Genomic DNA, 26,945 nt, shown 5'->3' with positions numbered 1-26,945 from the left:
TATTGCAGTATTTATTCTTAATGTGACAGCTTCTTTTTTACTATGCTTTTTTAAAAAAATATAATTTCCCATCTTGAAGGGAGGAGTCTATATAATCTTTATCATGAAGATAAGTTATAAAGGAGCCTACAGTTGAAAGATCTACATGATATTGGGTAAAATTCATAGATATATCATTTAATATAGCTAAATTTTGAAGTATATCTTCCTTTGTTAAAGGTTGGTCTAAAAGCTCTAGAATTTGATTTATATAATTTTTTATGTTATCTAAATTTTTATCTACTAATGAAGATAGCTCATTTTTTTCTATAATATTTTTACCATGTCCTAAAACAAAATAATCTGCATCAATATCTTTTATAGTATTTAAGGTATTTATACTTTCTTCTATATCATATAAATAAGGTATAGAATATTTTTTCATAGTTGCATAGCTAAATACTGAATCACCTAAAAAACAAACTTTTTCAGGAGTTATAATTCCTATTTGTTCTTTTGTATGACCTCTTAATGGTATTATTTCAAATTTTTCATCATTTATTTTATTTATACCATAGTCTAGTACAAAATCTACATTAATAGACTTATTTGTTCTTATTAGTTCCTTTAAAGGTTTAGATCCAGACAACATTTCAAAACAAAGTTCTATATTTTCCATATAAACTTTTTCTTTATTTGAGCTATAAAATAGACATCCAGTATAATTATTTTTAAAATAACTATTTCCTCCACAATGATCTATATGACTATGGGTATTTATTATGTATTTAGGGTGAAGACCATTATTAATTAAAACTTCCTCTATTTTTCTAGCCTGTGTATTATTTATACCTGTATCTATTATTAAACAATTCTTATTTTTAAAAACATAAATACCTATGTTAGTTGGAGCATTTATATAGTATGTGCTTCCTTTAATTTTAGTTAGTTCCATTAATATCCCATCCTTTGTTTATTTATGTCTAATAAAATAATATATCACTTAAAATACAAATACAAGCTCATATTAGTGAACAACTAAGTATTCGTTATTCATTAATATAAACTTGTGGTATAATAATATAGAAATAAAAACATATTAATAAGTTATACTCCAAAAGATTGGGTATTTTAAACCTATAAAATTTTGCTGGAGGTATAGAAAAAATGGAGTTAAATAAAAAAATTAATGATCTTAAAACAGATTTGATAAAATCTACTCAAAAACTAATCAGAATAAAGAGTGTGGAATCCGAACCTAAAGAAGGAATGCCCTTTGGGGAAGGAGTAGCTCAAGCTTTAAATTGTGCTTTAAGTATAGGCAAAAAACTAGGATTTAAAACTAAGAATTTAGACGGTTATGTAGGATATGTGGAGTATGGAGAAGGAGAAGATTATATAGGAGTGCTAGGACATTTAGATGTAGTTCCAGAAGGAGATGGATGGGAACATCCACCCTATTCAGCTGAAATACACGAAGGAAAGATATATGGTAGAGGGTCCTTAGATGATAAGGGGCCAATTGTAGCAGCTCTATACGGATTGAAAGCTATTAAAGACGCAAAGCTTCCATTAAAAAAGAAAGTAAGAATTATATTTGGAACTAATGAGGAAACTGGAAGCAATGAAATGAAATATTATTTGGAAAGAGAAAAACCACCTATAGCTGGCTTTACTCCAGATGCAGAATATCCATTAATATTTGCAGAAAAAGGTATTCTTAATGTTAATATCAAAAAAGAATTAGAAGTAGAAGATACAAGTAAATTTAAAATTGAATATATTAAAGGTGGACAAAGACTTAACATGGTACCTGACTATTGTGAAACTGGAATTTCTTCTAAGGAAAAAGACTATGTAATAAAGAATTTAGAAAAATTTAAAACTAGAAATAATTATGATTTAACAGCACATATAAAAAGTGATATGGTAGTAATAAAATCTGTAGGAGTATCTGCTCATGGTAGCACTCCAGCATCTGGTGAAAATGCAATAATGCAAATGCTTCAATTTATAGAATTTTTATGTGAAGAAAATAAAGAATCAGATTTTTATAAGGTATCTTCTTTCTTAAATGAAAAGATAGGTTTTGAGGTTAATGGAGAAAGTTGTGGTATAGGTTTTGAAGATGAAGATTCAGGTAAATTAACATTAAATGTAGGTACAATTAATGTAGAAGAAGGAATTTTTTCCATGGGTGTAGACATAAGATATCCTGTAACCTATAAATTAGAAGATATAATAAAGCCTTTAAGAGAATTATTAGAAAGGGAAAGCTTTATTATAGAAAATATAAACAATAAAAATCCTTTATATTATCCTAAAAATCATTCTCTTATAAAGACTTTGCTAAAAGTATATAATGATCAAACTGGAGAAAATAGACAACCTATAGCTATTGGTGGAGGCACTTATGCTAAAAAGATGCCTAATATAGTAGCCTTTGGACCAATTTTTCCAGGAAAACCTGATTTAGATCATCAAGTAAATGAATATATAGAAATAGAGGATTTAGTAATGAATGCTAAAATATATGCTAATGCTATATATGAATTAGCAAAAAAATAAAATTATTAAGTTATGGAAACAAAAAATGTATATTTATAGATAATTTGTTTCCATAGCTTATTTTTTTATTTAATTCAAATAATAGGAAAATAATATTCAAAGTAAATAAAATATGATATAATTATAATGTCAGAAAATAGATTTAATTTAAAAGAGTGAATATTCACTCTTCAAGGAGGGCTTAAAATGTTAGCGAATGCACCCATGATTTATAAGGTTTTATTTTTATGTGCTGCTGGTTTTCTATCTGCATTTGTAGATGCCATAGCAGGAGGTGGGGGGTTAATAAGTCTACCAGCATATTTTATGGTAGGATTTCCACCACACTATACATTAGGAACTAATAAATTTTCAGCTACCTGTGGATCTATGGTTAGCACTTTTAAATTTGCTCAATCAGGCAAAGTGGACAAGGATATTATGAAAAAATTATTACCATTTACCTTATTAGGAGCTTCAGCAGGAGTATTTACTGTTCTTTTAATAGATTCTAGCGTATTAAAGCCTATAGTGCTAGTACTTTTATTAGGAGTAGGGATATACAGTTTTTTTTCAAAAAGTGTTGGCTTAGAAGATAATTTTAAGGGAATTAATAAAAGAAATATGATGCTTGGAACTATATTAGCTTTTAGTATGGGATTCTATGATGGATTTTTTGGACCTGGAGTGGGATCTTTTTTAATTTTTGGACTTATAAAAATATATGGTTTTGATTTTGTAAGAGCTAGTGGAAATGCTAAAGCAATGAATTTAACTAGTAATGCCACATCATTAATACTATTTGCTATAAATGGAAAGATAAGATATTTGTTAGGTATACCTATGACTTTGTTTATGATATTAGGAGCGCAAGTTGGAACAAAACTAGCTTTAAAAGAGGGATCTAAATTTATAAAGCCAGTATTTGTTACTATGTCATTAGCGATAGCTGGTAAAATGCTATTTGAAATGTTTAAAATGTAGAAAAAAACCTAGAGGCAAAATATATGCTTCTAGGTTTAATTTTTAATTCTTAAACCTTTTAAGTAAATTATGTTTAAGTATTAAATCCGAGTATTCTAATTCATTAATAGTTTTTTCTTTTAAATTCTTTAAATTATCGTTTTCTTCTATTTTTTCACCAGTAGATATATCAAAATAAGTATTTAAAGGTGACAGATAAAATATCTTACCATCTGAAAAAGAACCATTTCTAAAAATTACTTTACCGTCTTTACTATTGAATAAATCTTTTCCTAACATATTTTCTGTTGAAAGATTAAACATATTTGCCAATGTAGGATATAGATCTATTTGTCCACCATATACATTGTAATTACCTTTATTTTCATCCTTAGGGAAGTGTATAAACATAGGTACCTTTTGAAGTTCCATCCATTCTAAATCTGTAAAGGCCTCTTTATCTAAAAGTTTTGCTAAATCTTTTTCATGTTCTTTAGGTATAGCATAATGATCTCCGTAAACTGCTAATATAGATTTATCTAAAATACCTTCTTGTTGTAATTTATCTAAAAATATTCCTAACTGTTCATCAGTATAATGTATGGATTTTAGATAATTACCAACTAAAGTATTTTCTAATTCTCCTACTGGAAAATCACCATATTTATCAACAGCTTCATATGGAAAATGACTAGTTAAAGTAACTATAAAAGAAAAGTAAGGTTCGTCCAGTTCTTTCATTTTTTCTAAGCTTTGATTTAAGAAGGATTTATCACTTAATCCTAAACCTATTTTTTCATCTATATTAAAGCTTTTTTCACCAAAGAATTTATCAAATCCGTATTTAGGGTACATTATATTTCTATTCCAAAAGCTTTCTCTAAATCCATGAAATCCAGCAGTTGTATATCCTTTTTCCTTTAAGGCTTCTGGCAGAGCATTAAATTTATTTCCTGCATATAAATATGTAACAGAACCTGAATCTGTTGGATAAAGGGAGTTGTTACTTAAAAATTCTGCATCAGAAGTTCCCCCTGAGGCAGTTTGATAAAAGTAATTTGGGAAATTTGCACTTCTTTTTATCCATTTATTTAAGTTAGGAGTTATTTCTTTTCCGTTTATAGTTTTATTTATAACAAAAGATTGTAGAGCCTCTACCTGTATAACTATAAGATTTTTGTTTTCTCCAATGCCTTTTAACTTTGGAGTTTTATTTTCTGTGCTATTAGTTTGTAAATATGCCTTAACTTTTTCTTCTTTTTGTTTAGGAATAGGAGTTCTTTTAGTAATTCCATTAGCCAAAGAGTTAAAACAATCTAAGTAATGATAATTTACATTACCTAATTTTTTAGATATGTAAATCTTATTATACATTGTACTTAACAACCTAGGTTGCTCTTTAGATAATTTATAAAAATGATATCCTTCTATACTAGATGCTAATAAAAGTATTACTAAAAAGCTTGAAAATTTAAGTTGTTTGTTTAGTATGACTCTATTAACTTTTGAATGTTTATAGTGATCAATTATAAATTTAAATAATATTAAATCAGTAAAATATAAAAAGTCTGATATTTTAATTAGACTACTAACACTAGATTTAACAGCTCCTAATTGAAAGCTATTTAAAATAACTGGAATTGATAATACATCTTTAAAGTATCTAAAATAGTTTAAATCTGCTATTATAAATAAAGTAATTGCTAAATTCATAATAAATAAAAATCTAGCTCTTTTAATAGGTTTAAATAGTATAGAAAAAGCAATAATAATTAATAGGGAACCTAATATAGGAAAGAAAATCCCCCTATAAGTAAAATAGCCAGTTTCTATAGTTTTTCCGTATATCAATAATTTTACTGTAACAAAAACCATAAAAGCTATTATATCTATAAAATTTTTAAAAATATAATTTAGAGTATTTTTCATTTTATTCCCCCCAAAAAAACAGTTTTAAACTGTAATTCTACTATAAATTAAATTTATGTATTTTATTATAAGTTTATGTTAATAAAGTAAAAACAACGCAAACCATATATATTTTATAATTACAATATGTATTAGTCAATCTGTAGTTTACAATATAAAAAAATTACGAAGTAATTTTTTTAACAGAGGACAGTTCATTTGATAATTGACAGAGGACAGAGGACAATGAAGGATGATTTTCTTCCTTACGTCAGAAAATCTTTAATCTTATTAGTTAGAATTGAAAATGGAGAATGGAAAGTGGAAAATGATTGACAACTTTTCTCCATTAACATTACGAAAAGTTTTTAATTTTATAAGATCTTTAGGTTTAGCTAAAGATAAACCTTTTTTATATTAGACAAATCTAAACTATCCTTAATTCTTCATTCTCGAATTTCCATTTTCAATTATATCTACATTGACATTTTTATTGATGGCTGGTTTAGCGAAGCTAAACATCGCTGTTCCCTGTTCATTATTCATTGATTAACGGCGGCCTATCGGCTTGCGACACAGTCGCTAGATTAATAGCAAGTAATTAAAATAAATTATTATATAAAAGTTAATTTATTTTAAACCTGGGCAGATTCTATAAAATTAAAATTTTTTTGTAATGACAATGAAGAAAAAATATCTATCATTTTCAATTTTCAACTTTCAATTTTTAATTACATTATAAAATCTTCCTTCATTGTCCTATGTCAATTGTCCTCTGTCCTCTGTTTAAAAAATTACGTCGTAATTTTTTTATATTGTGGGTTAGTCTATTTACTTTATAAAAATACTAGTGCATAATAATATTTATATTAAAAATACTATGAAACGGAGGCAAAATTTAATGGAAGAAGATAAAATTAAGGATGAAAAAAATAGTGAGGTAGCTTTTAAAGATAGTTTTATGTCTAACTTAATAGACATGTCAATTGTATTTATACTATCATTAATAGCACTATTAGTTTTTGATAAAATTATATTAAGGATTTTAGGATATAAATTAGTTAGTGAGTATATAGTCCTAATGTTGATTATAATACTTGCTATAATATCAGTTTTATATCCAACTTATATGGAATGTAAAAAGGGTGCTACAATAGGTAAGAAATTTTCAAAAATGAAAATAGTTCAAATGGGTGAGATAACTGAAATAGAGCAAGTAGATGAAGTGAATACAGTAGATGAAACAAATGAAGTAAATGAAAAAGAAACAGAAGATAAGGAATAGAATGTGAGGTTTGACTATGAGAAAAGGTAAAGAATATGAATTAAATATAGAAGAAATAGAATTTCCATCTGTGGGCATAGCTTATCATGAAGGATTAAAAGTTTATGTTAAACATGGAATACCAGGACAAAAAGTATTAGCTAGGATAACCACTAAGAAAAAAGATCATGCAAAAGGAAAAATAATAGAAGTTTTAGAAGATTTACCTTATAAAATTGAAGCTAAGTGTCCAGTATTTGGACAGTGTGGAGGATGTGCTCATCAAGACATTCCTTATGAAAAACAATTGGAAATAAAACAACATGAGATAAAAGAATTATTTAAAAAGGCTAATTTATATGGATTTGAATTTTTACCTATAGAAGGAAGTCCAAAACAATATGAGTATAGAAATAAAATGGAGTTTACCTTTGGCGATTTAGAAAAGGGTGGAGAATTAACTCTAGGTATGCATGTAAAGGGAAAATCCTTTGGTATAATAAGTGCAGATGAATGTAAAATAGTAGATGAAGATTTTAGAAATATAACAAAGACTACATTAAATTATTTTAGGAAGAAAAAACTTCCACATTATAAAATAATGGCAAGGGAAGGATATTTAAGAAATTTAGTTATAAGAAAGGCTGAAAACACAGGAGAGATTTTAATAAACTTAGTAACTACATCTCAAATTGATTTTGATTTAGATGAGTACAAAGATATTATTAAAAATTTAAACTACAAAGGAAACTTAGTTGGAATTTTACACACTATAAATGATTCATTTTCTGATGTGGTACAATGTGATAAATTAAATATTCTCTACGGAAGAGATTACATAATGGAGGACATATTAGGACTTAAATTTAAAATAACTCCACTATCCTTTTTTCAAACAAACTCAAAGGGAGCAGAAAAGCTTTATAGCATAGTTAGGGACTTTATAGGTGAATCTAAATCAAAAACTGTATTTGACTTATACTGTGGAACAGGTACTATAGGACAAATCGTAGCTCCAGAAGCTAAAAAGGTTATAGGTATAGAACTTATAGAGGAAGCAGTAAAATCTGCCAGAGAAAACGCAAAATTAAACAATTTAAATAACTGTGAATTTATAGCAGGGGATATTGCCCAGGTAATAAAAGAAATAAAAGAAAAGCCAGATGTAATAATATTAGATCCTCCAAGACCAGGAGTGCATCCAAAGGCTTTAGAATATGTTATAAAATTTAATGCGCCAACTATAGTGTATGTTTCCTGCAATCCTAAGACTTTAGTAGAGGATTTAAAGGTTTTAGTGGAAAATGGATATGCAATAGAAAAGGTAAAGAGCATGGATATGTTTGCCAGCACACCGCATGTGGAAACTGTAGTTAGGCTAAGTAAGCAAAAGTAATACTTTGTGGGGTTAGCATATATAATAAATAGTGGTTTTTCCGCTATTCTTACTCTATAAATTTTAGGATAGCGGAAGATTATTTTAGAGAAGAAATAATCGATTCAAATCTAGCAACACTATCTTCACTTAAAGTTTTTGTAACATGAGAATATACATCCATAGTTGTAGCTAATTTACTATGACCTAATCTGTGTTGAATATCTTTTATATTAGCACCGGATTCTAGCAGCATGGTAGCATGAGTATGTCGTAAAGAGTGAAAAGAAAAATCTATAGCCAATTCATAATTAACTACACGACTTAAATATTTTAAAGTATCTGGAGTAACTAATTGACCATTTTCCTTAGTGCATATAAAATTAGATTCAGTATAATGTGTACCATATTTTAATTTGTTTTCTATTTGCCATTTTTTGTGGCGCTTTAATATATCATAAAGTGTTTTACCAATTAGAATGGTTCTATTTGAGCTTTTAGTTTTAGGAGTTCCAAATATCCATTCTCTTTCTTTTTTTAAGAGTATTTTTTCAACAGTTAGTGTTTGTTCATCAAAATTTATACAATCCCATGTAAGTCCGCATACTTCTGCTGCTCTTAGACCAGTATTGAATCCAATTTGAAGTGGAATATGAAAACTGCTTCCTTGGGGAAATCTATTTATAATTCTGTTGAATTGATCTAAAGTGATCATTCTTAAATAGTTTTTCTCTTTTTTAGCATCATCATATTTTGGCATATTTACATATTGCATTGGGTTTTCTTTTATAAGTTGATAAGGATATACGGCCATTCTTAAAGCACCAGAGAGAACACCGTAAAACCCTGAAATTGTATTTTTAGCAAGACCATTAATATATTTTTTATTTATAAATTCTTGCAATGCAGCTGGAGTTACTGTTTTAAGTTTATAAATACCTAATGCAGGTTTTATATGATTATCTATTATTCTTCTATAATTTAATTGTGTATTATACTTACAGTTTATAACTACATACTCATTAAACCAATAATCAAAATAATCAGCTACACTAATATTACTTTCATTAAGAACACTTCCGACATTTTCAAATTCCAGTAAGGCATCTCTAAGAGCTTTTTCTGCTTCTTTTTTAGTATCACCACCTGCCCTTTCAATTCGTTTTCTTTTTCCATCAATTGTTCCAACGTAGAATGAATAGTACCATCTGTTTCCTTTTTTTCTTACGCTACCTTTCAATTTTATATCTCCTTTCTTTGTATATATTTATTTATATAATCCAATTTTAAATAAATTGGCTATATACATATTGAATGTATATTTATTTTTTATATTTATAGCTAATAAGTTTTAACTGCTCTAATGATTCTTTTGAGAAATCTAATATTTCTTTTTCTGTCATTTCATTTATATCAATTTGTAAAAAATCTGTTATTACAGGATTACTTAATAACATTCTCATTAAATTTTCTGGAGTATTTAATGAAACAGTCTCCTTTAATAAATTATCTTTGTTTAAAGAATCATATATATGATTAATTTTTGCATCTGGATCTTTTTTTATTTCTTCCCTTATTGCATATATTTCTAAAGCATCTAAATTATTAAAGTGAATCTTAATAAAATTGTCTATATCATTATCTACTTTATTTTCATCTTGAAAGTATCCAATAGGTACTTCACAAGCTGTTGCTATAGCATTTAAAACTAAGAAGCTTGGATAAGTTCTCCCAGATTCTATATCTCCAATATAACTTTGAGATTTACCTATATCATCTGCTAACATTTGTTGGGTATATCGTTTTCCAAGCATTTGGGATTTTATTTTCCTAGCTTCTTTAACTAAATTCCCCAATTGCTTTTTGCTTAGTGCCAATTTAAACCACCCCTAAAATAAAATTATTATTACATATTGTAACGTAAATAACGTATAAAGTCAATTGTTTAACGTGAAATAGTCTACTAATGAACGTCATTTACAGTTAAATGAAGAAAGATTAAACTAATCTGAAAATTCACGAAAAATTAAACAATAATCGCAATTAAATGGGGTTGTAAAAATATAGGTATTTATGGTACATTATGGTTAACGTAAAACACGTTTAAAAAGGATGTGGAGGTTTTAATATGGATATTAGCAAAATAATCAGTAGTTTATCTTGGAATAAAAAAATTGAAGTTTTTAGAGCAATTAATAATTGGACGCAAGAAGAAGCGGCAAGAAAATGTAAAACTAATCAAAAGATGTATTGGAGTTGGGAGAAAGGAAAGAACTATCCTAGGAAAGATAGTCAAATATCCATTGCTGAAGCCTATGGCGTCAATGTTAAGGACATATTTCCTATATAAGTTAAGTAAATTTTAAATTTGACAATTCGGAGGAGATAGCTATGGAAGAATATTTATATACTGTAGAAGAAGTAGCAACAATTTTAAAAGTTAACAAAAATGCTGTATATGATTTGATTAGAAAAGGAATTTTAATAGCACTTAAACTTGGGAGGCTTAAAATAACCAAAGGAACATTAATAAGATTTTTGAGAGATTATGATGGCAAGGATTTGTCAGATCTCGATAATATAAAAGATTTAAATTTAAAAAATAATATAGAATAAGGAGATTTTAAAATGGCCAAGTATAGACAGATACACACAGAATTTTGGAGCGATGCTTTTGTACTTGATCTTACACCAGAGGAAAAATATTTTTATCTTTATTTAATAAGCAACTCTCACACTACACAATGTGGTATTTATGAACTTCCTAAAAGAATTATAGAAACACATACAGGATATAATAGAGAAACTGTAGACAAGTTGTTAAAGAGATTTGAAGAATATAATAAAATAAGCTACTGTGATAAAACAAAAGAAATAATGATAATAAATTGGGCTAAATATAACATCCCAAGTAATCCTAATGCAATAAAATGTGTTAATAAAGAAATTAAAAGTGTAAAAAATAAGGAATTTATAATTATTTTATACAAACAGTATTCTGATTTAAAATTAGATATGCATAAATTGTTTTTTGGAGTAGAGGATTTAAATATAGGAACTTTAAAACAAGACTCTTATAAGGAGGATATAAGGGACTATGAAGGTGCTTGTAAGGATATAGGGAGTAATAAAGTAATAAGTAATAAAGAAGAAATAACAAATAATAAAGAAGAAGTAATAGAAATAAGAAATGATGGAGCTGATACTAATGTGGGAGATGTATTATTATTTTTTAAAAATAATGTATATAATCCTACAGAATTTGAACATAAAAAAATCTTAGAATGGGGTGAGAAGATAAATTGTGATGTTATTATTTCAGCCATAGAGGAAGCTATAAGTTATAATGCTAAATCTATAAAATATATAGAAAAAATAATTAATACATGGATAGATAAAAAAGTAGATACACCGGAAAAGGTACAAAAATACAAAATGGAATGGGAGAAAAATAAGAATAAAAGAAGTAAAAAAGATAGTGATGCTTGGGATTATGAGGGTCAAAGGGAGTATAATTTTGAAGAGTTAGAAAGAAAACTCTTAGGATGGGATTAAAGAAACATGATTGGATGTAATAAAAATTAAAAGATGATATCATATCCGTAATCTCTATCAATAATTTTACTATATCTAGGATATTTTATAAGTTCTAAAGTCATTAAAATATCAGCTAAAGAGGATATAAAATTAACAATCAATAAAAAATTACTTATCCATGTGGGAAATAATAGAGAACCTAAAGATATTATTATAAAAGGAGCTAATAATACAATAGCAAATTTATATATAGCTAGTGCCTTTCCAGAGATCTCTTGAGTAGCTAAATATAGTATTCTAAATTTATATGTAACCTTTCCACCCAATAATTTATAAGTTAAGCCATGTATAAGTTCATGTACTATCGATAGTAATCCCATAGTTAATATTGCATAAGTATAAAGTAAAAGGATAGAAATATGGTTATGAGTTATTATATTTATGCAAAAATCTAGTATTGTATATTCAACAAAATCATAACATGATATACAAAAAAATATTGATACAATTATAACTTTCAAATGGAGTTTATAAGATATATTATATTTCAATTTATCACCTCAACTCGATTATTCCCATTCTCTAAAGAAATAAACAATTGAATAGATATAAAATATAATAGAGTTAATGTATAATAATGGTAAAGGGTGAGGTGATTTAGCATTGGAACAGCTATTTAAAAAGTATAAAGATGGAGATACTATGGTATTAGAAAAAATAATAGAGAAATTTAAGCCATTAATACTTAAAGAAGCTGCTAGATATAAAATTAAATGCTATGACTTTGAAGATTTAGTACAACATGGATATTTATCTGTTATAAAAGCTTGTAATATGTATAAAGGGAATGATAATAATTTTACCCCTTATTGTATTAAAGCTATAAAAACTAACTATAAAGCCCTTTTAAAAGGGGAGATAAAGCATTACCGAGAGATTCCAGATGAATATATATTAAATAAAACAGATAATGATTATTTATTTACATTAGAAGATGAAATAATAGCCTATGAAAAAGTAAAAGAATTATATAATGCTTTGGACAAGCTTTCCGACAAAGAAAGATATATCATAGGTAGTTTTTACATAAAAGATAAAGTTATGGGGGAGATAGCTTCCACTACCAACAAAAGCTATAATGAAATTCGTTATGCTAAAGATAAAGCAATAAAAAAACTGCAAAGGATACTTAAAGAACATATATAAAGATAGTAGCTCTAAGCTGCAAAGGTGGTGGGAACATGTTTGACGAAATTATAATGCTTATAAGTAATGTAGGGTTCCCCGTAGCGGTAACTACTTATCTTTTAGTAAGACTTGATCAAAGGCTAGAAGAATTAACTAAAGCTTTTATGGTTCTTACAAAGGTTATAGAAACTGCTTCAGAACACCAAAAAAGTGAGAAAATCTTAGAAAAGTGATTTTCTCACTTTTTCATTTTAAATTTTACTACAAACTTTATTAATATGTCATATATATAGGTGAAATACAAAATAAAAGGAGGTAATAAACATGGCTATAACAAAAGACATTTATGCAACTAGCCTAGTTTTAGAACTGGATCTTGGATTAGATGAAAAAGGTAAGCAAAAAAGAAAGAATAAATCATTATTCAAGCTTGATGTACTTGCTACAGATGAAGATGTATATGCAATAGGACAAGCAGCAGCAGAAGTTTTAAAGGATCCTATGGTATCTATATCTAGAGTAAATAAGAACTTATTATTAGGTGAATAAAATAAAGGAGGGAATAGATAATGCAAAAGACATTAGTTATGAAGTTTGTAGATGAAAAAGGTAAAAAAGTTAATATGTCTATAACTGAAATAAAAGATGACTTAACTGAGGAAGAAATATCCATTCTTATGGATGTTATATTAGCTAAGAAATCAGCTTTCAAATTAAATGATCCTTTAGTTGCAAAGGATTCTGCTCAAATAGTAGAAAGAACAGTTAATGAAGTTTATAAGGCGTAAAATAAAGCTCTCACTTTTGGGTGAGAGCTTTATTTAGTGAATAATTAATAGTGAACAATGAACAATTAAGGAGGATTTTCTTCCGCTTTGCTACAGAAAATCTTTGTTCATTAAAAAATGGAGGGATTTCATGAATGTTATAGATTCTAATTTAAAATTTAGAGGATTAACCTATGGCAATAATCCAATAAAAATAATTTTACACCATGCAGCTGCTACAAACTGTAGTATAGAAGATATTCATATTTCGCATTTACATAATGGCTGGTCCGGATGTGGGTATCATTACTTAGTAAGAAAAAATGGAAGTGTATATAGGGGTAGACCTGAAAATTCTCTAGGAGCTCATTGTATAAATTATAATTCCATATCTATAGGAATATGTGTAGAAGGAAATTACATGATAGAATATATGCCATCAAATCAAAAAAATTCATTAATAGAACTTATTAAATATCTATGTATCAAATATGGAATAAAAGAAATCTATGGCCATGGAGAACTTAACTCAACAAGTTGTCCAGGAAGAAACTATCCTTTGGAGGAAATAAGAAGAGAATTTATAAAGGACATAAATTGTCCTTATAAAAATTATCCTGGCTATTTAATTAAAATTAATGCTAATTTTAAAGATAATAATGTAAAAATCATTCAAGAAAATTTAATAGAAAATGGATATAGTGTTGGTTCCTATGGAGCTGATGGATATTTTGGTACCGCTACTTTTAATGCTATTAAAAATTTTCAAAGAGATAATGGCCTTATGGTAGATGGAATTGTAGGGATATCTACTTGGGACAGATTGTTTTATTAAAATATATAATCAACCGCCAGGACAAATTCTTTTCAAGAACTAGTCCTGGCTCTTTTATTCTATTGCAGGAAGTAAATTTATCATAAGAAGGTATAATTATAAAATAAATCTAACAAGGTAGCCTTGTACAAGCTTATCTTTGCTAGTTTTTAAGCATTCCTTTAGGGTGCAAACATAAGCTTATCCAAGGCAAAAATTATAACAAAAAAGAAATACTTACTATAAGGTATTCCTATGGGGGAGTATCTCTTTTTTTAGTACCAAAGCGGAAGTTTTGGACAAGCATATAACCGTTCTTTTAGGTAGATTTTTAGGTTGGCGGTCATATGCTTGTCCAAAACACTTAAAAATAGCTAGTCCAATAAAGTATTTCTATGTTACACATCAGTTATTCTAATAAAATTTATAATTATTCTATTGGATTAATAACAAAAATTAAAATATATGAATGTATATCTATTATATATAGTAGTGGATTTATAGCATTTTATATTTTTCCTTTTGGCACTATTCCCTGCACCCAAAAAAGGACAGGCTCCTATCTAGTAGCTCTAATCTTTTAAAAGTCTCTCCTTTAATCCTGAGCCTTTTAAAAGTAAGAGCTACACGATTTTAGCTAGTCCTTTATTTGGGTACCCGCAGGAGTGCGTTAGGGTATTCCTCTAGGGTCCTTATCTATTATGAATAGAAGGTTTTTTATTAGGTTGGGACGTGCTCAATGGAAAAATCAGGGGCGGACAAGCTCCTAGCACAAACCCATATAAGACAAGCTTCTACGAGCTCCAACCACCGCCACCGCCTGTACAAGCTTGCCTATATGGGTTTGGCTACAAGGCTTGTCCACCCCTCTTAGATGTTTTATGTTCTGCTTGTCTACTTCGCTAAACAAGAGGAAATTTAACGAAAGTACAAGCCTTAAAAGGACTTGTCCCTTCGTCAAATTTGTTGTTTAGCAAAATAAACAAGCATTCAAGGTATTCCTTTAGGGTCTTTATATAAATAAAAGGTTTCTAAAATATTTGAAAATCGTTCTACGAAAAACCCTTGGACTAGCCCAGGGCTGGTCCACCTTGAACATGCATTAAGGCAAGTACAAGGTCGGGTGGAAAGGTTCTTTATGCTAAAAACATATTACTTATATGGGGAAATGTGGTATATTATAATTATATAAGTAAAATTATGACGTAATAAATATTTATTAAGAGGGTAGATAATAGCCACAATTCAACAGGTTATGTATATAATGGGGAATTCAAATTTCGTAATTAAAGAAGTTAAGTATTGAAGAAATTTATTAAAATTTAGATTGCGATATAGTAAATATTATCATAAATAAGAGGTAGGTTTACTAAATTTGGGGGATGGAATAGTAGAAAGGTGTGATTCACCTCTGTAAAAAATCTATGGAAAGCATATTGATTAAGTAATGGGTATAATTTTTTTATTATGAAGAAATAATTTTTAGGTATAAAAATTAAATTTTAAAATAGCACTATATAGGTTTGTTATGTTTACTTGAAAGGGAAGAGAAGAGATTTTAATTATAATAATTGTCAAATAAAGTGTTATGAGGTGGAAAATAATGTGGAAAGATAGCGAAACAGAATTAGATTTTTTAGACTTTGATTATTTAAAGGCTATATTAAAGCTAATTATCAATGATGAAGACCTACTTCCAGCTAGTGTTGGTGTATATGGTGATTGGGGAAGTGGAAAGTCTAGTCTAATAAAAATGAGTATGGATGAACTAAACAAGAATAAAAATACAGTTTGTTTAATATTTAATGGATGGTTATTTGAAGGATATGAAGATGCTAAGACAGCTTTAATGGGAAGTATATTGGATGTAATTGAGAAAGAAATGGATTTTACACCAAAGGCAAAGGCTTGCATAAGGGGCTTATATAAGAGTATAGATAAATTTAAGTTGTTAAAATCAGGAGCAAAGATAGGTGCAGATATATTTTTAACTGGAGGGATTGGAACTTTAGTAGATATGGGAATGAACAAAGTAGGAAAATTAATAGCAGAAAAGATATCAAATGCAGCCAAAGATACAGAAAATATATCAGAAATAATCTACAATATTGATCTAGAAAAAATCCAAGAGAATATACAGGAAGAATTAAGTAATAAAGAAATAAGAAATGATATAAGAGAATTTCAAAACAACTTTGTTGAATTACTTAAAGAAACGAAAATAGAAAAACTTGTAATATTTGTAGACGAACTTGATAGATGTAGTCCAGATACAATACTAGAAACTTTAGAGGCAATAAGATTATTTCTTTTTATTGGAAGTGTTGCTTTTATAATAGGTGCAGATGAGAGGCATATATCATATGCAGTTAAGAAAAAATTTAAAGAGATAGAAGGATTACAAATCGATATAGGTAAAGAATATTTAGAAAAAATGATTCAATATCCTATTAGAATACCTCGTTTAAATTCGAAAGAAGTAGAATTCTATATAACATGTCTATTTTTTCAAAAAGATTTAACTAAAAAAGAGTTTGAGGATATAATAGAATATTTAAATAATGAGAAGAAAAAAGAGTTTTTAAATTTTAATTTAGATTATGATGCTATATCAAGATTTAATGTAGATATAGCCAAAAAAGTAAAAGATAGCATAATTACTGCTAAACAACTAGGAGCGGTACTAGCTAACGGTTTAAATGGTAATCCAAGACATTGTAAAAGATTTTTGAATTCGTTATACATGAGGTTAGAAATGGCAAAGTATAAACAGCAAGATTTAGATAGAAAAGTACTAGCTAAAGTTATGATGTTAGAATATTTTAAACTTCCATTATTCAGGAAAATTGCAGAATTAGTACAAGCATCAAATGATTGTAGTAGTACATTAAAAGAATTAGAAGATGATACAATAAATGAAAATAGTGAATTGAAAATTTGGAAGGAAGATAACTGGGTTAAGCAATGGGCTATGAGTGAACCTAAAATATCACAAATAGATTTAAAGCCATATTTTTATTTTACAAGAACATCTTTAGATGAAAGGTTTGATTTATCAGTAAAAAAATTAAGTCCATTAGCACAAGATACACTAAAAAAACTATTAAGTAAATCAGAGATTGCTATAAAAAGTGCCCTAAAAGAAGCATCAAATATAAATGATAATGAAGCGTCTAAAATTTTAGAAGAAGTTTTTTCTCAGATGGTAAAGGAATCTAAAATAGATATTAAATTGTTTAATTCATTTATAAATTGGGGAAGTACTAGAGAAATTCTTACAACAGATGTAATAAGTAATCTTATGAGTATAAATGGAGAGTTGATACCATTAGGGGCAATACCTTTAGTTGGGAGCTTTATAAATAAATCTAAACGTAATAGTGAGATGCTTGAAATACTTGAAAGATGGAAAAAAGAGAATGAAAAACTACAATTAGCTATAGATAAAATAATGAAGGGAGCAAAATAATATGGGGACATCGAGTATTTATGGAGGACCAATAGATAAAAAAAATTTGTTGCCTTCTGATTATGATGATTTGAATAATGAGGATCAAGATAACATTTCAGAAGAACCGTGGAAAAATACAAAAAAATTAATATCTCAGTATATTACAGGAAGTAATAACAATTTAAAAGGTGTAGTTAAAAATTATATAAAGGCATCAGGTGGAGCTAAAAGTTCCACACAAAACTCAAAAGCAGGTATTAAATCCACAGTAAATTTAGGACAACTTTTTTCTAATATAAAACAAAATGGTTTAAATAAGACTTTTAAAGAGCTAAATATAGAATATCGCGGAAGAGACATTCAGGAAGTATTATCGGAACTTGTTAATGTAATATCTTTTTCTTCTGATGAAAAGGAAGAAATAGTTGCAAAAGATGCAACTATAGAAACATTATCAAATTTATATTTATTTATAGAAGACAATAATATGGATATATCCTGTTTAGAGTCAATGAATGAAGAAATTTTTGATGTACTAATGTGTAAATATATATCATCTTATATTTGGGGGAAGATGTTAAATGATCTAGAAAGTAGATTTGAAGAATATTCTAATGACTCAAATAAGAGTGTAGAAATAGAAAATGAATTTAAGGAATACATAAAAAGTACTGTTGATATTACGTACAATGAGTTGAAGGTGAATATCAACAGTTTCAGTAAAAATAATATAAAAGATATAGTTAACTCACTTTATTTTGAATGCTACGATGTTTTAGGAGGAACACTATGAATAATATTATATGTAAACTGTCAATGGATGATGATTTTTTTATAGAGGATGAGTTTATTGATTTAAATATTGATAATGATGATGTCTTTAGGTATACATTTTGGAATGAAGTTAAAAATATACCCAATTTTATAAGTAATGAAGGTTTAGATATTTTATATATTTCATTATTCGTATTTGGTATTGATAGGATTATTCAGAGAAAATTAGGAAAAGATTGTTGGAGTAGAGAGATAAAAGCATATATACCAGTATTAGAAATAGAAAAATGGAATCAAAATATAGAAGTAGTTCAAAAATTATTAAACTTTTTAAGTGGTGATATTTGGAGAGTAGAGTTTAGAAAAAGAGATCTAACGAAGTTTGAGTTGGACAAGCGAGATAAAATATTAAACTTAAAAGAAGACAAGAAGATATATAAGAAGATATATAAGAAGATATGTATGTTTTCAGGGGGATTGGATTCTTTTATTGGATCAATAGATTTACTTAATTTAACAAATAATAACAATATATTATTTGTTAGTCATTATGGTGGCGGTAAAGGAACAAAAGAATATCAAGATATTTTGAGAAGTAAATTTATAAGAAAGTATAAAATAAGAGAATCAGATTATTATAGTTTCTATGCAGTAGCTAAGAAGGGAGTAGAAGATAGTACAAGAACTAGATCATTAATGTTTTTTGCACATGCTATTTCAATAGCAACTAGTATGCAAGAAAATGTAGAACTTATTATACCAGAAAATGGAGTTATATCTCTAAATATTCCACTTACGAATTCAAGGTTTGGTACAAGTAGTACAAGAACTACACATCCATATTATTTATATTTATTGCAATCATTATTGGATAATATGGGGATTAATGTTAGAATAACAAATCCATATCAGTTTATGACAAAAGGTGAAATGATTATAAATTGTAAGGATCAACAATTTTTGAAAGATAATATTACAAATACTATGTCTTGCTCTCATCCGGACATTGGAAGAATGAAGGGGGAGAAAGTTTCTTGTCATTGTGGATATTGTTTGCCTTGCACTATAAGGCGTGCTGCTATGAAGAAGGCAAATTTTGAAGATAAAACTATATATAGAGATATTAACTATAGCAGTGGAAAGACTGCAAGAATGAATTTAAATTCATATAATCTTGGAATTAGCAAGTTTAACCCTAAGTATGCATTTTTAACAATTCAAAAATCTGGTCCAATTACTGATAAAATAAATGATTTTACTGAACTATATATAAGAGGTATTTTAGAATTGAAGAAATTTTTGGGGGAATATAATGAATAATTTTAAATTTGATACACATATGCATTTAGATTTATTTGAAAATAGAGAACTTACTATAGATTATATTGAAAAAGAAAAATCTTATACAATAGCAATGACTAACTTGCCTGTGTTGTATGATAAATATACTAGTAAGTATAGGGATTTTAAATATATAAGGTTTGCATTAGGATTTCATCCAGAATTAGTGTACGACTATGAAAGCCAGATAAACGTATTTTTAGAGAGTTTAAAAGATGCCAAATATATAGGTGAGATAGGGTTGGATTATAAGGTTAAAAATCAAGCTAATATTAGTGCTCAAAAGAGAGTATTTAAAAAAATTATTCACTCATGCAAAAGAGAAGGAAATAAAGTACTTAGTGTTCATAGTAGATTAGCTGTTGATGATGTAAACAACATAATAGGAAAATTTAATGGAACTATTATAATGCATTGGTTTTCGGGAAATGAAATTGAGTTAAATAAATCTATAGAAAATGGGTATTATTTTTCGATAAATGAAAATATGATTAATACTGAAAAGAAAAAAAGGCTTATAAAAAATATTCCTATTTGCAAATTACTAATAGAAAGTGATGCTCCTTTTATAAAAAGAAATAAAACATATTCACTGGAGTTTATAGATAGTATTGTTAATAAATTAGCTAATATTCATAAGTTAGAAAAAGTAGATATGATGCATCAGCTTAAGGAAAATTTTAAGGATGCGATAAATGTTTAAAATATTTATAGAAAATATTAGGGAGTTGATAATACTAATAGTCAAGTATAAACTCTATCGGTAACAAATATGTAAGAATAGCATCTTCCCATTATGCATATAATGTGCAGGTAAAACTATATCATTATAATTTATTAATCTACCCTATATTTTATAATAAATTAGAAGAAGTATAATTACTGAGAAAAATCTAACATCTACCTATAGTTTCAATAAACATTAAAATTCACAGTAGAATTTATCGCATGAACAAGCTTGTATCTCAATTAATACAGGACAACTTGTATAGATGCTAGCGGTGCTTAGCGATTGCAGAAGCTAGTCAATATTAATTTGATATATGAGTTTCCATATGTAGCTGGCACAGAGTATTCAGAGCCTGAAAAGGAGAAAGTTTTTAAAAGAGGTAGGATTTTATGCTTAAGAGGAATACCAGAATAAGTGACCGAATAAAAGGTGTATCTACCTATTAATGCGTAAAGGTATGAAATGAAAAATAGTATGTATAGTAATAACAGCAATAGCAATATATATGAAATTTGATAATAGTTTTTAATAGTATTAGTTATAAGTGGTTGGAATATATGATGTTATGACAAGTCTTGCTAGATTTTATAATGTAATAAAACTTGTTGGTTTTCTACCTTTTTTATAAGACAGAAAAGGAATACTTCAAGGAGGTTTGGAGGGAGCCTCCATTAAGATTATTCTAATCCAATTTAGCTAAACATAAGTTTCTAGAAGTTATACTAGCTTTAATGGCTTGTTTAATTTTTAGAAACGCATTGTTTAGCGAAGTTGGATAGACCCTAGAGGAATACTAAGAAGGTTCGTTACGCCTACTTAAGAGTATGACAATAAAAAAGTAAGGAACCCAATGCTCTTTAGAAAGGAGATAGGGACAGGAGGAAAGGGCTACTTTGGCAATAGTATGTCTTTTCTTCACTCTATATGATTACAGTTTTATAGTAATATGAATTGTATTAGTAAATATGTTTCCTTAATTTTATAAAAAATAGAGATTAAGTTGCTTTTAGTGACCTAGTTTCTATTTTTTAGTTTAAAAGTGATAGTATAATTTAGGTAATGAAAGAAATAAGAGGTGATTAAGTGGGTTATGAATTTATGGGTTCTAGAATAAGGAGAGGTGATAGGTTTATTAATTTGGTAAAAGAATTTTCTAAAATGTATGATGAAAAAAGGACAAGCTAATTTAAATTTCACAGGAGTTTTTTTATAAAAAATAATGAGAAGGAGTGGAAATATGTTTACCAATATTCAAGGTGAAGAAGTAATGAAAAAATATCAAAATACACTAAAATTAATGGGATCACTTTCAAATTTATTTTCAGAGAGTTCATCTCCTTATTTAGGGTATAGAGCTGTTGAAAATATATTTTGTAAAGTTTTTAATGCTGAAAATCTATCACGTTCAGATTGCTCAGCAGACGCATCGAAAGATAAGATAGGAATAGGGATTAAAACATTTTTAAATGGTAATGGAAAGACATTACAAAAGATAGCGGAGTTTAACAGTGATTTGGAATTATATAGAGATAAAAACCCTAAAGAGATAATTAAAACTGTATCTAGATTAAGGAATGAGAGATTAGAAGCTACTAAAAGGATTCATGGGCTAGAACAATTAATATACCATTGTGTAGTTAGAGATGTTGAAAGGATAATGGTTTTTGAATGTCCCATGGATAAAATAGATGTAGATAAAATAAAGAATATAAAAATTAAGGAACATGTGCTATCCTTTGAAGATAATAAAAATGAGTATAGTTTTAATATGTCAAAAAGTACCCTTTACAAAAGATTTATTACTAAGAATATAATCTTAGATTTTAAAGTTAATATTATAGAAGATCCATATATATATTTAGAAAATATTTTATTAGAAAATTGTTCGGAAAAGCTCATATTTGCACCTATAAAGCAACATCCTCATATATATCTTCCGTTATTCTCTGATAAGGGAGTAAGAAATGTACCTGAAAGAAGTGGACTTAATCAATGGAATGCAAGAGGAAGGGCAAGAGACTATAATGAAGTTTATATACCAATTCCTTCTTTGATACATAAGAAGTTTCCGGGGTTCTTTCCGCCAAGGGATATAAGTTTTAACCTTAAACTTCCTAATGGCAAAAATATGAGTGCAAAAGTTTGCCAAGATGGGTCAAAGGCTCTTATGTCAAATCCTAACAAGGAGCTTGGCGAATGGATTTTAAGAGAAGTAATGAGATTAAAAGAAGGGGAATTATTAACATATAATAAGTTGCAAGAATTAGGACTTGATTCTGTAGTTATATATAAGTTAGATGATAATAATTTTACAATAGATTTCACAGCTATAGGGTCTTATGATGAATTTGTAGATCAAAATAAGTAAAAAGGTGTAATATAAAGTTTAAAATAAAAAAGGAAAAAACAAAAATATAATAGCTTGGTAAAATGTATTTCTAAAGATACAAGTTTTGCTATAGATTGTGAAATAAAATTACCCACTTTTTCGAATAAAACTGACCCATTAAACAAGCAATAAATATCTGTAAAATATGATTTTATTGCTTGCTTAATTTAATAAAATTATTCTAAGATATTTAATAGTAGCTTTATAATGAATACTTGAATTGAATTATATTAGCTTCGTCTATTATAATCACCTCAATTAATATAATAATTTAGTTTAGCATTAGTTGGTTCATAATAAAACTATTTATTCAAGAATTTAAAGTATTCAAAAAGCTGCTTTTTTATTCGTAGTATGCTATAATTACTATTTAGATAAGAATTATATGTACTAAAGAGAGGAGAATAAGAGCTAATGCCATTTAGGGTAGGAAGTTTATTTGCAGGAGTTGGAGGAATATGTTTAGGATTCAAAAATGCTGTTGATGAAAATGGAGATAATGGATATGAGCTTGTATGGGCAAATGAAATAGATGAATATGCAGCAGTCACATATAGAACTAATTTTAATCATAATCTTATTGTAGGGGATATAGAAAAAATAGTTAATTTAGATAGATGTATTGATGAGTTAGAAAGAGAACTTTATGAAACAAAGAGATGGCAGATATTAGATCATCAAATAGATATTTTAACAGGTGGTTTTCCTTGTCAGGCTTTTAGTATAGCAGGAAAGAGAAAGGGATTTGATGATCATAGAGGGAACTTATTTTGGAGCATTATTGATCTTGTAAATTTAATAAATAATACACACGGTGAAAAACCTAGGGTGTTATTTTTGGAAAATGTTAAAAATCTTCAAAGTCATGATGGTGGAAAGACTTATGAAGTTATAAAAAGAGAGCTTATAAGAATAGGATATACAGTTAAAGAAGCTGTGTTAAATACAATGGATTTTACTAATATACCTCAAAATAGAGAGAGAATATTTATTGTATGTTTTTTAAATGAAGAAGATGCTGATAGATTTACTATATTTGATAAAGATGAAAATGGAAGATATATTCATCTGAATGAATATAAAAATAATTTTACAGCTGATGATAGAAGAAATCAGATTAATGCTATAATTGACTATAATTTGAACTTTAATGATTTAGAAAAATATTATTATAAACGAGAAAAATATCCACACTATTTTTTAACTGAAGAAGAATACTTGCAAATACCCGTAGAAGAAAGAAAAGAAATCAGAATTAATTTAGATGAACAAATAACATATATGTATCAATTTTATCAGATTCGAAGAGGTATGTATGTTCGTAGAAACATGAATGGAGTTTGTCCTACTTTAACTGCTAATATGGGAACAGGAGGTCATAATGTTCCCTTAATAAGAGTCAATGATGGTATAAGAAAAATAACTCCAGCAGAAGCATTTAAACTTCAAGGCTTTCCAGTAGGATATGAAGATATTCCATTAATTGAAGGTGGAACTAATTATATATTACCAGCAAACTTATCTGATGGAAGGCTTTATAAACAAGCTGGAAATGCAGTGACAGTACCGTTAATAACATTTATTGCTGAGAAAATTTTAGAGGTTCTTATTTGAATATTGGGTTGAATCATAAAAGTTTAAAGTAAAATATTTTAACAACTTTAAATTATAATTAAGGGTGGCAAAAAATTTTGCTACCCTTATGTTACCTAATAAGGAAAATTAATGTTACTTTAATAAATTACAGTTAGAAGTAACTTACATATAATAATAGAAAAGATAAATAGTTAGATAAGATATTTATTATTTTATTAATATAGATATAAGTTTGAAATAGTTGATATCTAAGGTTAAAAGAAAATAGCGGAAGTATTAAATTTTCCGCTATTCTTACATCAATGCATGAGTTATTATAAAATTTTAGAAGTTATAAAAAGTTACGATAAAATTTTTATAATCTCACATGTTACTGTTCTGAAATGAAACCAAAGTATATTTTGATATAAAAAAATATACTTTGGTAATATGGTTAAATAAACACCGCACGTTGAGTCCGTAGTATTGATGTCAAGGGTTGAGAAGTAGGGGTATTCAAAACACTGATAAATAAAGGGTTTCCTGACATTGCATTTTCTCTCGGCAACTTTGCCGTGGATGTTAATGTCGGGAAACCCTTATTTTTATTCTTTGATGAAACATATCAACTACCCTGAAAGCTATAGGGTCGAGTTGACAGATTAGATTTATTATTGAGGTTGAGGAGACGTAAGCGTCAAAGTTTTAGCGTCTTCAATAATTTCAAAAATAGTATTAAAATATTCTAGTAAGGCAATACAAGCTTTACTAGGATTAATTTTATTTCTTTTCTTTAATTTTCATATTTTTAGGGATCTTATCAGACCAAGGCATGAGATTCTCTAGACTTTCGCTATCCGTTATATCTATCTTTAATAGATTATCAAACAGATAAACCAAGTACCTTTCTACAACTAAATTATTAGCCTTGGCAGTTTCAACAATACTATAAATATTGCTACTTGCAGTTGCACCCTTAGCAGTGTTAGCAAATAAGAAATTTTTTCTTCCTATAACGAAAGGCTTAATTGCTCTTTCCGCAGCATTATTATCAACTTCTAGAGAACCATCTAATAATACATTTTTTAATCCTGGTAAATGCTTTTTAGCATACTCAAGTGCCTTACCTAACGGACTTCTTGGAAGAGCATCTTTTATTTCTCTTTCAACATAATCAATAAAGTTATCTATAATTGGAGCTAGTTTCTCAGTTCTTATTTTAAATCTAATATCATAATAATTTTCATCATTTGAATAAGATTCTCTAAGTTCTTTTTCAAGTTTATAAATTTGCTCACAATAATTAAACCCTATTATTGCTCTAGAATTTTTTAGGGCTTCTTCATCTAAATCTACTATTATATTATGAAAATATCTTCTTATGTGAGCCAAGCAATATACCCTTGTAGCTCCGCTAACGGAATTGTATCCATTATATCCATCCGTTTGGAGAAAACCTTTAAAATCTCCATTAATTACTTTAAGAGTAGTTTCATCAGCATGAATGTAATTACGGCTAAGCAATTCTTTTTTCATATGGTTATATATCGGCTCTAAAGCATCTGCTGCAGACATAGTCCAATTGCATAGAGTTTGCCTTAAAAGAGTAGCTCCCATCATATCAAAGTAAGTTTCTTGCCTATATAGTGGCATTGCATGTTGATATTTAAGTATTAGAGTATGTGCAATTAACTCATTTGAGGCCATGCTATTATAAAAAATTGTTTTAGGGGCTTCTGGTGAAACTATTTTACTTTCACCAGTGGCTCTTTCGCATGTTTTACAAGCGTAGCTATAAATAACATGCTCCTCAATTATTAATTTAGCAGGAATGTATTTAACAATCTCTTTTCTAGATTTAACTCCGATAGGAGTAAGCTCTTCACCACATTCTCTGCAGTTAAGATCCTCACCTTCTAATTTATGTTCAACAACAACTCTTTCTAAATTAGCTAAATTGTCTTTCTTTCCAGTATAATTGCTTTTCTTAGCTCTTTTATATGTAATTTCCTCTAAAGTAGGTTCTTCTACCTTTGAATCACTATATTTTTCAGCCTCGTTAAAAAAAGATAATTGATTAACATCTACTTGTTCACTGGATGCTCCAAATATCTTTCTATTTCTATTAGATATAACACCTTTTAAGAATTCTAATTCATTTTTAAGTTTTCTTATTTCTTCATCTTTTGAGCTTAATTCTTTATCTTTTTCATTAATTTCATTTTCCATTTTTTCAATTAATGCTTTTGTATTTTCATCAAGCTCATTAGTTAAAAATTCGTGACTCATAGTTACCCCTTTAGCTTTATTTGATATTTCTATTATACCACAAAACCCTTGAAA

24 protein-coding genes are annotated in these 26,945 nt (G+C 27.7%); 18 read left to right on the top strand and 6 right to left on the bottom strand.

Going from position 1 to position 26,945, the window contains the following annotated elements:
- Positions 1-40: 40 nt before the first annotated feature.
- Positions 41-934 (bottom strand): MBL fold metallo-hydrolase, encoded by an 894-nt coding sequence (locus tag CKV72_RS08255; protein ID WP_089867672.1) that lies wholly within the window; start codon positions 932-934, stop codon positions 41-43.
- Positions 935-1,146: 212 nt separating this feature from the next.
- Between CKV72_RS08255 and pepV the strand changes: the two genes are divergently transcribed.
- Together pepV and CKV72_RS08245 are read left to right on the top strand one after the other, a co-directional pair.
- A complete protein-coding gene (gene pepV, locus CKV72_RS08250) occupies positions 1,147-2,547 on the top strand; it encodes a dipeptidase PepV (protein WP_089867670.1) in 1,401 nt (466 codons plus the stop codon).
- A 186-nt stretch (positions 2,548-2,733) separates the two neighbouring features.
- A complete protein-coding gene (locus tag CKV72_RS08245) occupies positions 2,734-3,510 on the top strand; it encodes a sulfite exporter TauE/SafE family protein (protein ID WP_171303290.1) in 777 nt (258 codons plus the stop codon).
- A gap of 42 nt (positions 3,511-3,552) precedes the next feature.
- Here the strand turns inward: CKV72_RS08245 and CKV72_RS08240 are convergent, their stop codons facing one another.
- Positions 3,553-5,418, bottom strand: a complete 1,866-nt coding sequence (locus CKV72_RS08240; protein ID WP_089867668.1) for an LTA synthase family protein — start codon at positions 5,416-5,418, stop codon at positions 3,553-3,555.
- A gap of 880 nt (positions 5,419-6,298) precedes the next feature.
- On the opposite strand from CKV72_RS08240, the gene CKV72_RS08235 reads away from it, so the two are divergent.
- Both CKV72_RS08235 and rlmD read left to right on the top strand, forming a co-directional pair.
- On the top strand, positions 6,299-6,682 hold the full coding sequence (locus tag CKV72_RS08235) for an RDD family protein (RefSeq protein WP_157726563.1): 384 nt from the start codon (positions 6,299-6,301) through the stop codon (positions 6,680-6,682).
- A gap of 16 nt (positions 6,683-6,698) precedes the next feature.
- Positions 6,699-8,057 (top strand): 23S rRNA (uracil(1939)-C(5))-methyltransferase RlmD, encoded by a 1,359-nt coding sequence (rlmD, locus tag CKV72_RS08230; protein WP_095178010.1) that lies wholly within the window; start codon positions 6,699-6,701, stop codon positions 8,055-8,057.
- Between the two features lie 79 nt (positions 8,058-8,136).
- Here the strand turns inward: rlmD and CKV72_RS08225 are convergent, their stop codons facing one another.
- Together CKV72_RS08225 and CKV72_RS08220 are read right to left on the bottom strand one after the other, a co-directional pair.
- The gene (locus CKV72_RS08225; RefSeq protein ID WP_095178009.1) at positions 8,137-9,276 is read right to left on the bottom strand and encodes a site-specific integrase; all 1,140 of its coding nucleotides are present in this window, start codon (positions 9,274-9,276) and stop codon (positions 8,137-8,139) included.
- An 82-nt stretch (positions 9,277-9,358) separates the two neighbouring features.
- Positions 9,359-9,913 carry a helix-turn-helix domain-containing protein gene (locus CKV72_RS08220; protein WP_095178008.1) on the bottom strand — a complete coding sequence of 185 codons (555 nt, stop codon included), beginning with the start codon at positions 9,911-9,913 and terminating at the stop codon, positions 9,359-9,361.
- Between the two features lie 251 nt (positions 9,914-10,164).
- Here CKV72_RS08220 and CKV72_RS08215 point away from each other — a divergent pair, with 251 nt between their 5' ends.
- The 3 genes from CKV72_RS08215 to CKV72_RS08205 are packed head-to-tail and all read left to right on the top strand — an operon-like array spanning position 10,165 to position 11,591.
- Positions 10,165-10,386, top strand: coding sequence for a helix-turn-helix transcriptional regulator (locus tag CKV72_RS08215; RefSeq protein ID WP_095178007.1), 222 nt, complete (start codon positions 10,165-10,167; stop codon positions 10,384-10,386).
- A gap of 41 nt (positions 10,387-10,427) precedes the next feature.
- Positions 10,428-10,652, top strand: a complete 225-nt coding sequence (locus tag CKV72_RS08210) for a helix-turn-helix domain-containing protein (protein ID WP_095178006.1) — start codon at positions 10,428-10,430, stop codon at positions 10,650-10,652.
- A 12-nt stretch (positions 10,653-10,664) separates the two neighbouring features.
- On the top strand, positions 10,665-11,591 hold the full coding sequence (locus CKV72_RS08205; protein ID WP_095178005.1) for a DnaD domain-containing protein: 927 nt from the start codon (positions 10,665-10,667) through the stop codon (positions 11,589-11,591).
- 26 nt (positions 11,592-11,617) lie between these two features.
- Here CKV72_RS08205 and CKV72_RS08200 read toward each other — a convergent pair whose 3' ends face one another.
- Complete coding sequence (locus CKV72_RS08200; RefSeq protein WP_169712361.1) at positions 11,618-12,094, bottom strand: DUF3267 domain-containing protein; 477 nt, start codon at positions 12,092-12,094, stop codon at positions 11,618-11,620.
- Positions 12,095-12,236: 142 nt separating this feature from the next.
- Here CKV72_RS08200 and CKV72_RS08195 point away from each other — a divergent pair, with 142 nt between their 5' ends.
- From CKV72_RS08195 to dcm, 11 genes are all read left to right on the top strand, one after another.
- Positions 12,237-12,779, top strand: a complete 543-nt coding sequence (locus CKV72_RS08195; protein WP_095178003.1) for a sigma-70 family RNA polymerase sigma factor — start codon at positions 12,237-12,239, stop codon at positions 12,777-12,779.
- A gap of 35 nt (positions 12,780-12,814) precedes the next feature.
- Positions 12,815-12,994, top strand: a complete 180-nt coding sequence (locus CKV72_RS08190) for a YvrJ family protein (RefSeq protein ID WP_095178002.1) — start codon at positions 12,815-12,817, stop codon at positions 12,992-12,994.
- Positions 12,995-13,085: 91 nt separating this feature from the next.
- Complete coding sequence (locus tag CKV72_RS08185; RefSeq protein ID WP_095178001.1) at positions 13,086-13,310, top strand: DUF1659 domain-containing protein; 225 nt, start codon at positions 13,086-13,088, stop codon at positions 13,308-13,310.
- A gap of 20 nt (positions 13,311-13,330) precedes the next feature.
- Positions 13,331-13,549 (top strand): DUF2922 domain-containing protein, encoded by a 219-nt coding sequence (locus CKV72_RS08180; RefSeq protein WP_095178000.1) that lies wholly within the window; start codon positions 13,331-13,333, stop codon positions 13,547-13,549.
- A gap of 130 nt (positions 13,550-13,679) precedes the next feature.
- Positions 13,680-14,363 carry a peptidoglycan recognition protein family protein gene (locus CKV72_RS08175; RefSeq protein WP_095177999.1) on the top strand — a complete coding sequence of 228 codons (684 nt, stop codon included), beginning with the start codon at positions 13,680-13,682 and terminating at the stop codon, positions 14,361-14,363.
- A 1,582-nt stretch (positions 14,364-15,945) separates the two neighbouring features.
- Positions 15,946-17,811: a KAP family P-loop NTPase fold protein gene (locus CKV72_RS08170; protein WP_095177998.1), complete on the top strand. Its 1,866-nt coding sequence runs from the start codon at positions 15,946-15,948 to the stop codon at positions 17,809-17,811.
- Position 17,812: 1 nt separating this feature from the next.
- Positions 17,813-18,586, top strand: coding sequence for a Qat anti-phage system associated protein QatB (gene qatB, locus CKV72_RS08165; protein WP_095177997.1), 774 nt, complete (start codon positions 17,813-17,815; stop codon positions 18,584-18,586).
- Complete coding sequence (qatC, locus tag CKV72_RS08160) at positions 18,583-19,887, top strand: Qat anti-phage system QueC-like protein QatC (protein WP_095177996.1); 1,305 nt, start codon at positions 18,583-18,585, stop codon at positions 19,885-19,887. Before qatB ends, qatC begins: the two co-directional genes overlap by 4 nt.
- Positions 19,880-20,611: a Qat anti-phage system TatD family nuclease QatD gene (qatD, locus tag CKV72_RS08155; protein WP_095177995.1), complete on the top strand. Its 732-nt coding sequence runs from the start codon at positions 19,880-19,882 to the stop codon at positions 20,609-20,611. Before qatC ends, qatD begins: the two co-directional genes overlap by 8 nt.
- A 1,264-nt stretch (positions 20,612-21,875) precedes the next feature.
- Positions 21,876-23,006, top strand: a complete 1,131-nt coding sequence (locus CKV72_RS08150; RefSeq protein ID WP_095177994.1) for a phospholipase D-like domain-containing protein — start codon at positions 21,876-21,878, stop codon at positions 23,004-23,006.
- A gap of 435 nt (positions 23,007-23,441) precedes the next feature.
- Complete coding sequence (gene dcm, locus CKV72_RS08145; RefSeq protein ID WP_095177993.1) at positions 23,442-24,641, top strand: DNA (cytosine-5-)-methyltransferase; 1,200 nt, start codon at positions 23,442-23,444, stop codon at positions 24,639-24,641.
- 741 nt (positions 24,642-25,382) lie between these two features.
- On the opposite strand, the gene CKV72_RS08140 is transcribed toward dcm, so the two are convergent.
- Entirely contained in the window at positions 25,383-26,891 is a 1,509-nt protein-coding gene (locus tag CKV72_RS08140) for an IS66 family transposase (RefSeq protein WP_095177992.1), read from the bottom strand.
- Positions 26,892-26,945: the final 54 nt, after the last annotated feature.

The sequence above is a fragment of the Clostridium cochlearium genome (assembly GCF_900187165.1).
GTDB lineage: Bacteria > Bacillota > Clostridia > Clostridiales > Clostridiaceae > Clostridium_G > Clostridium_G cochlearium.
Note: the sequence above shows the minus strand (reverse complement) of the source record. Positions and strands in the feature narration are given on the sequence as shown.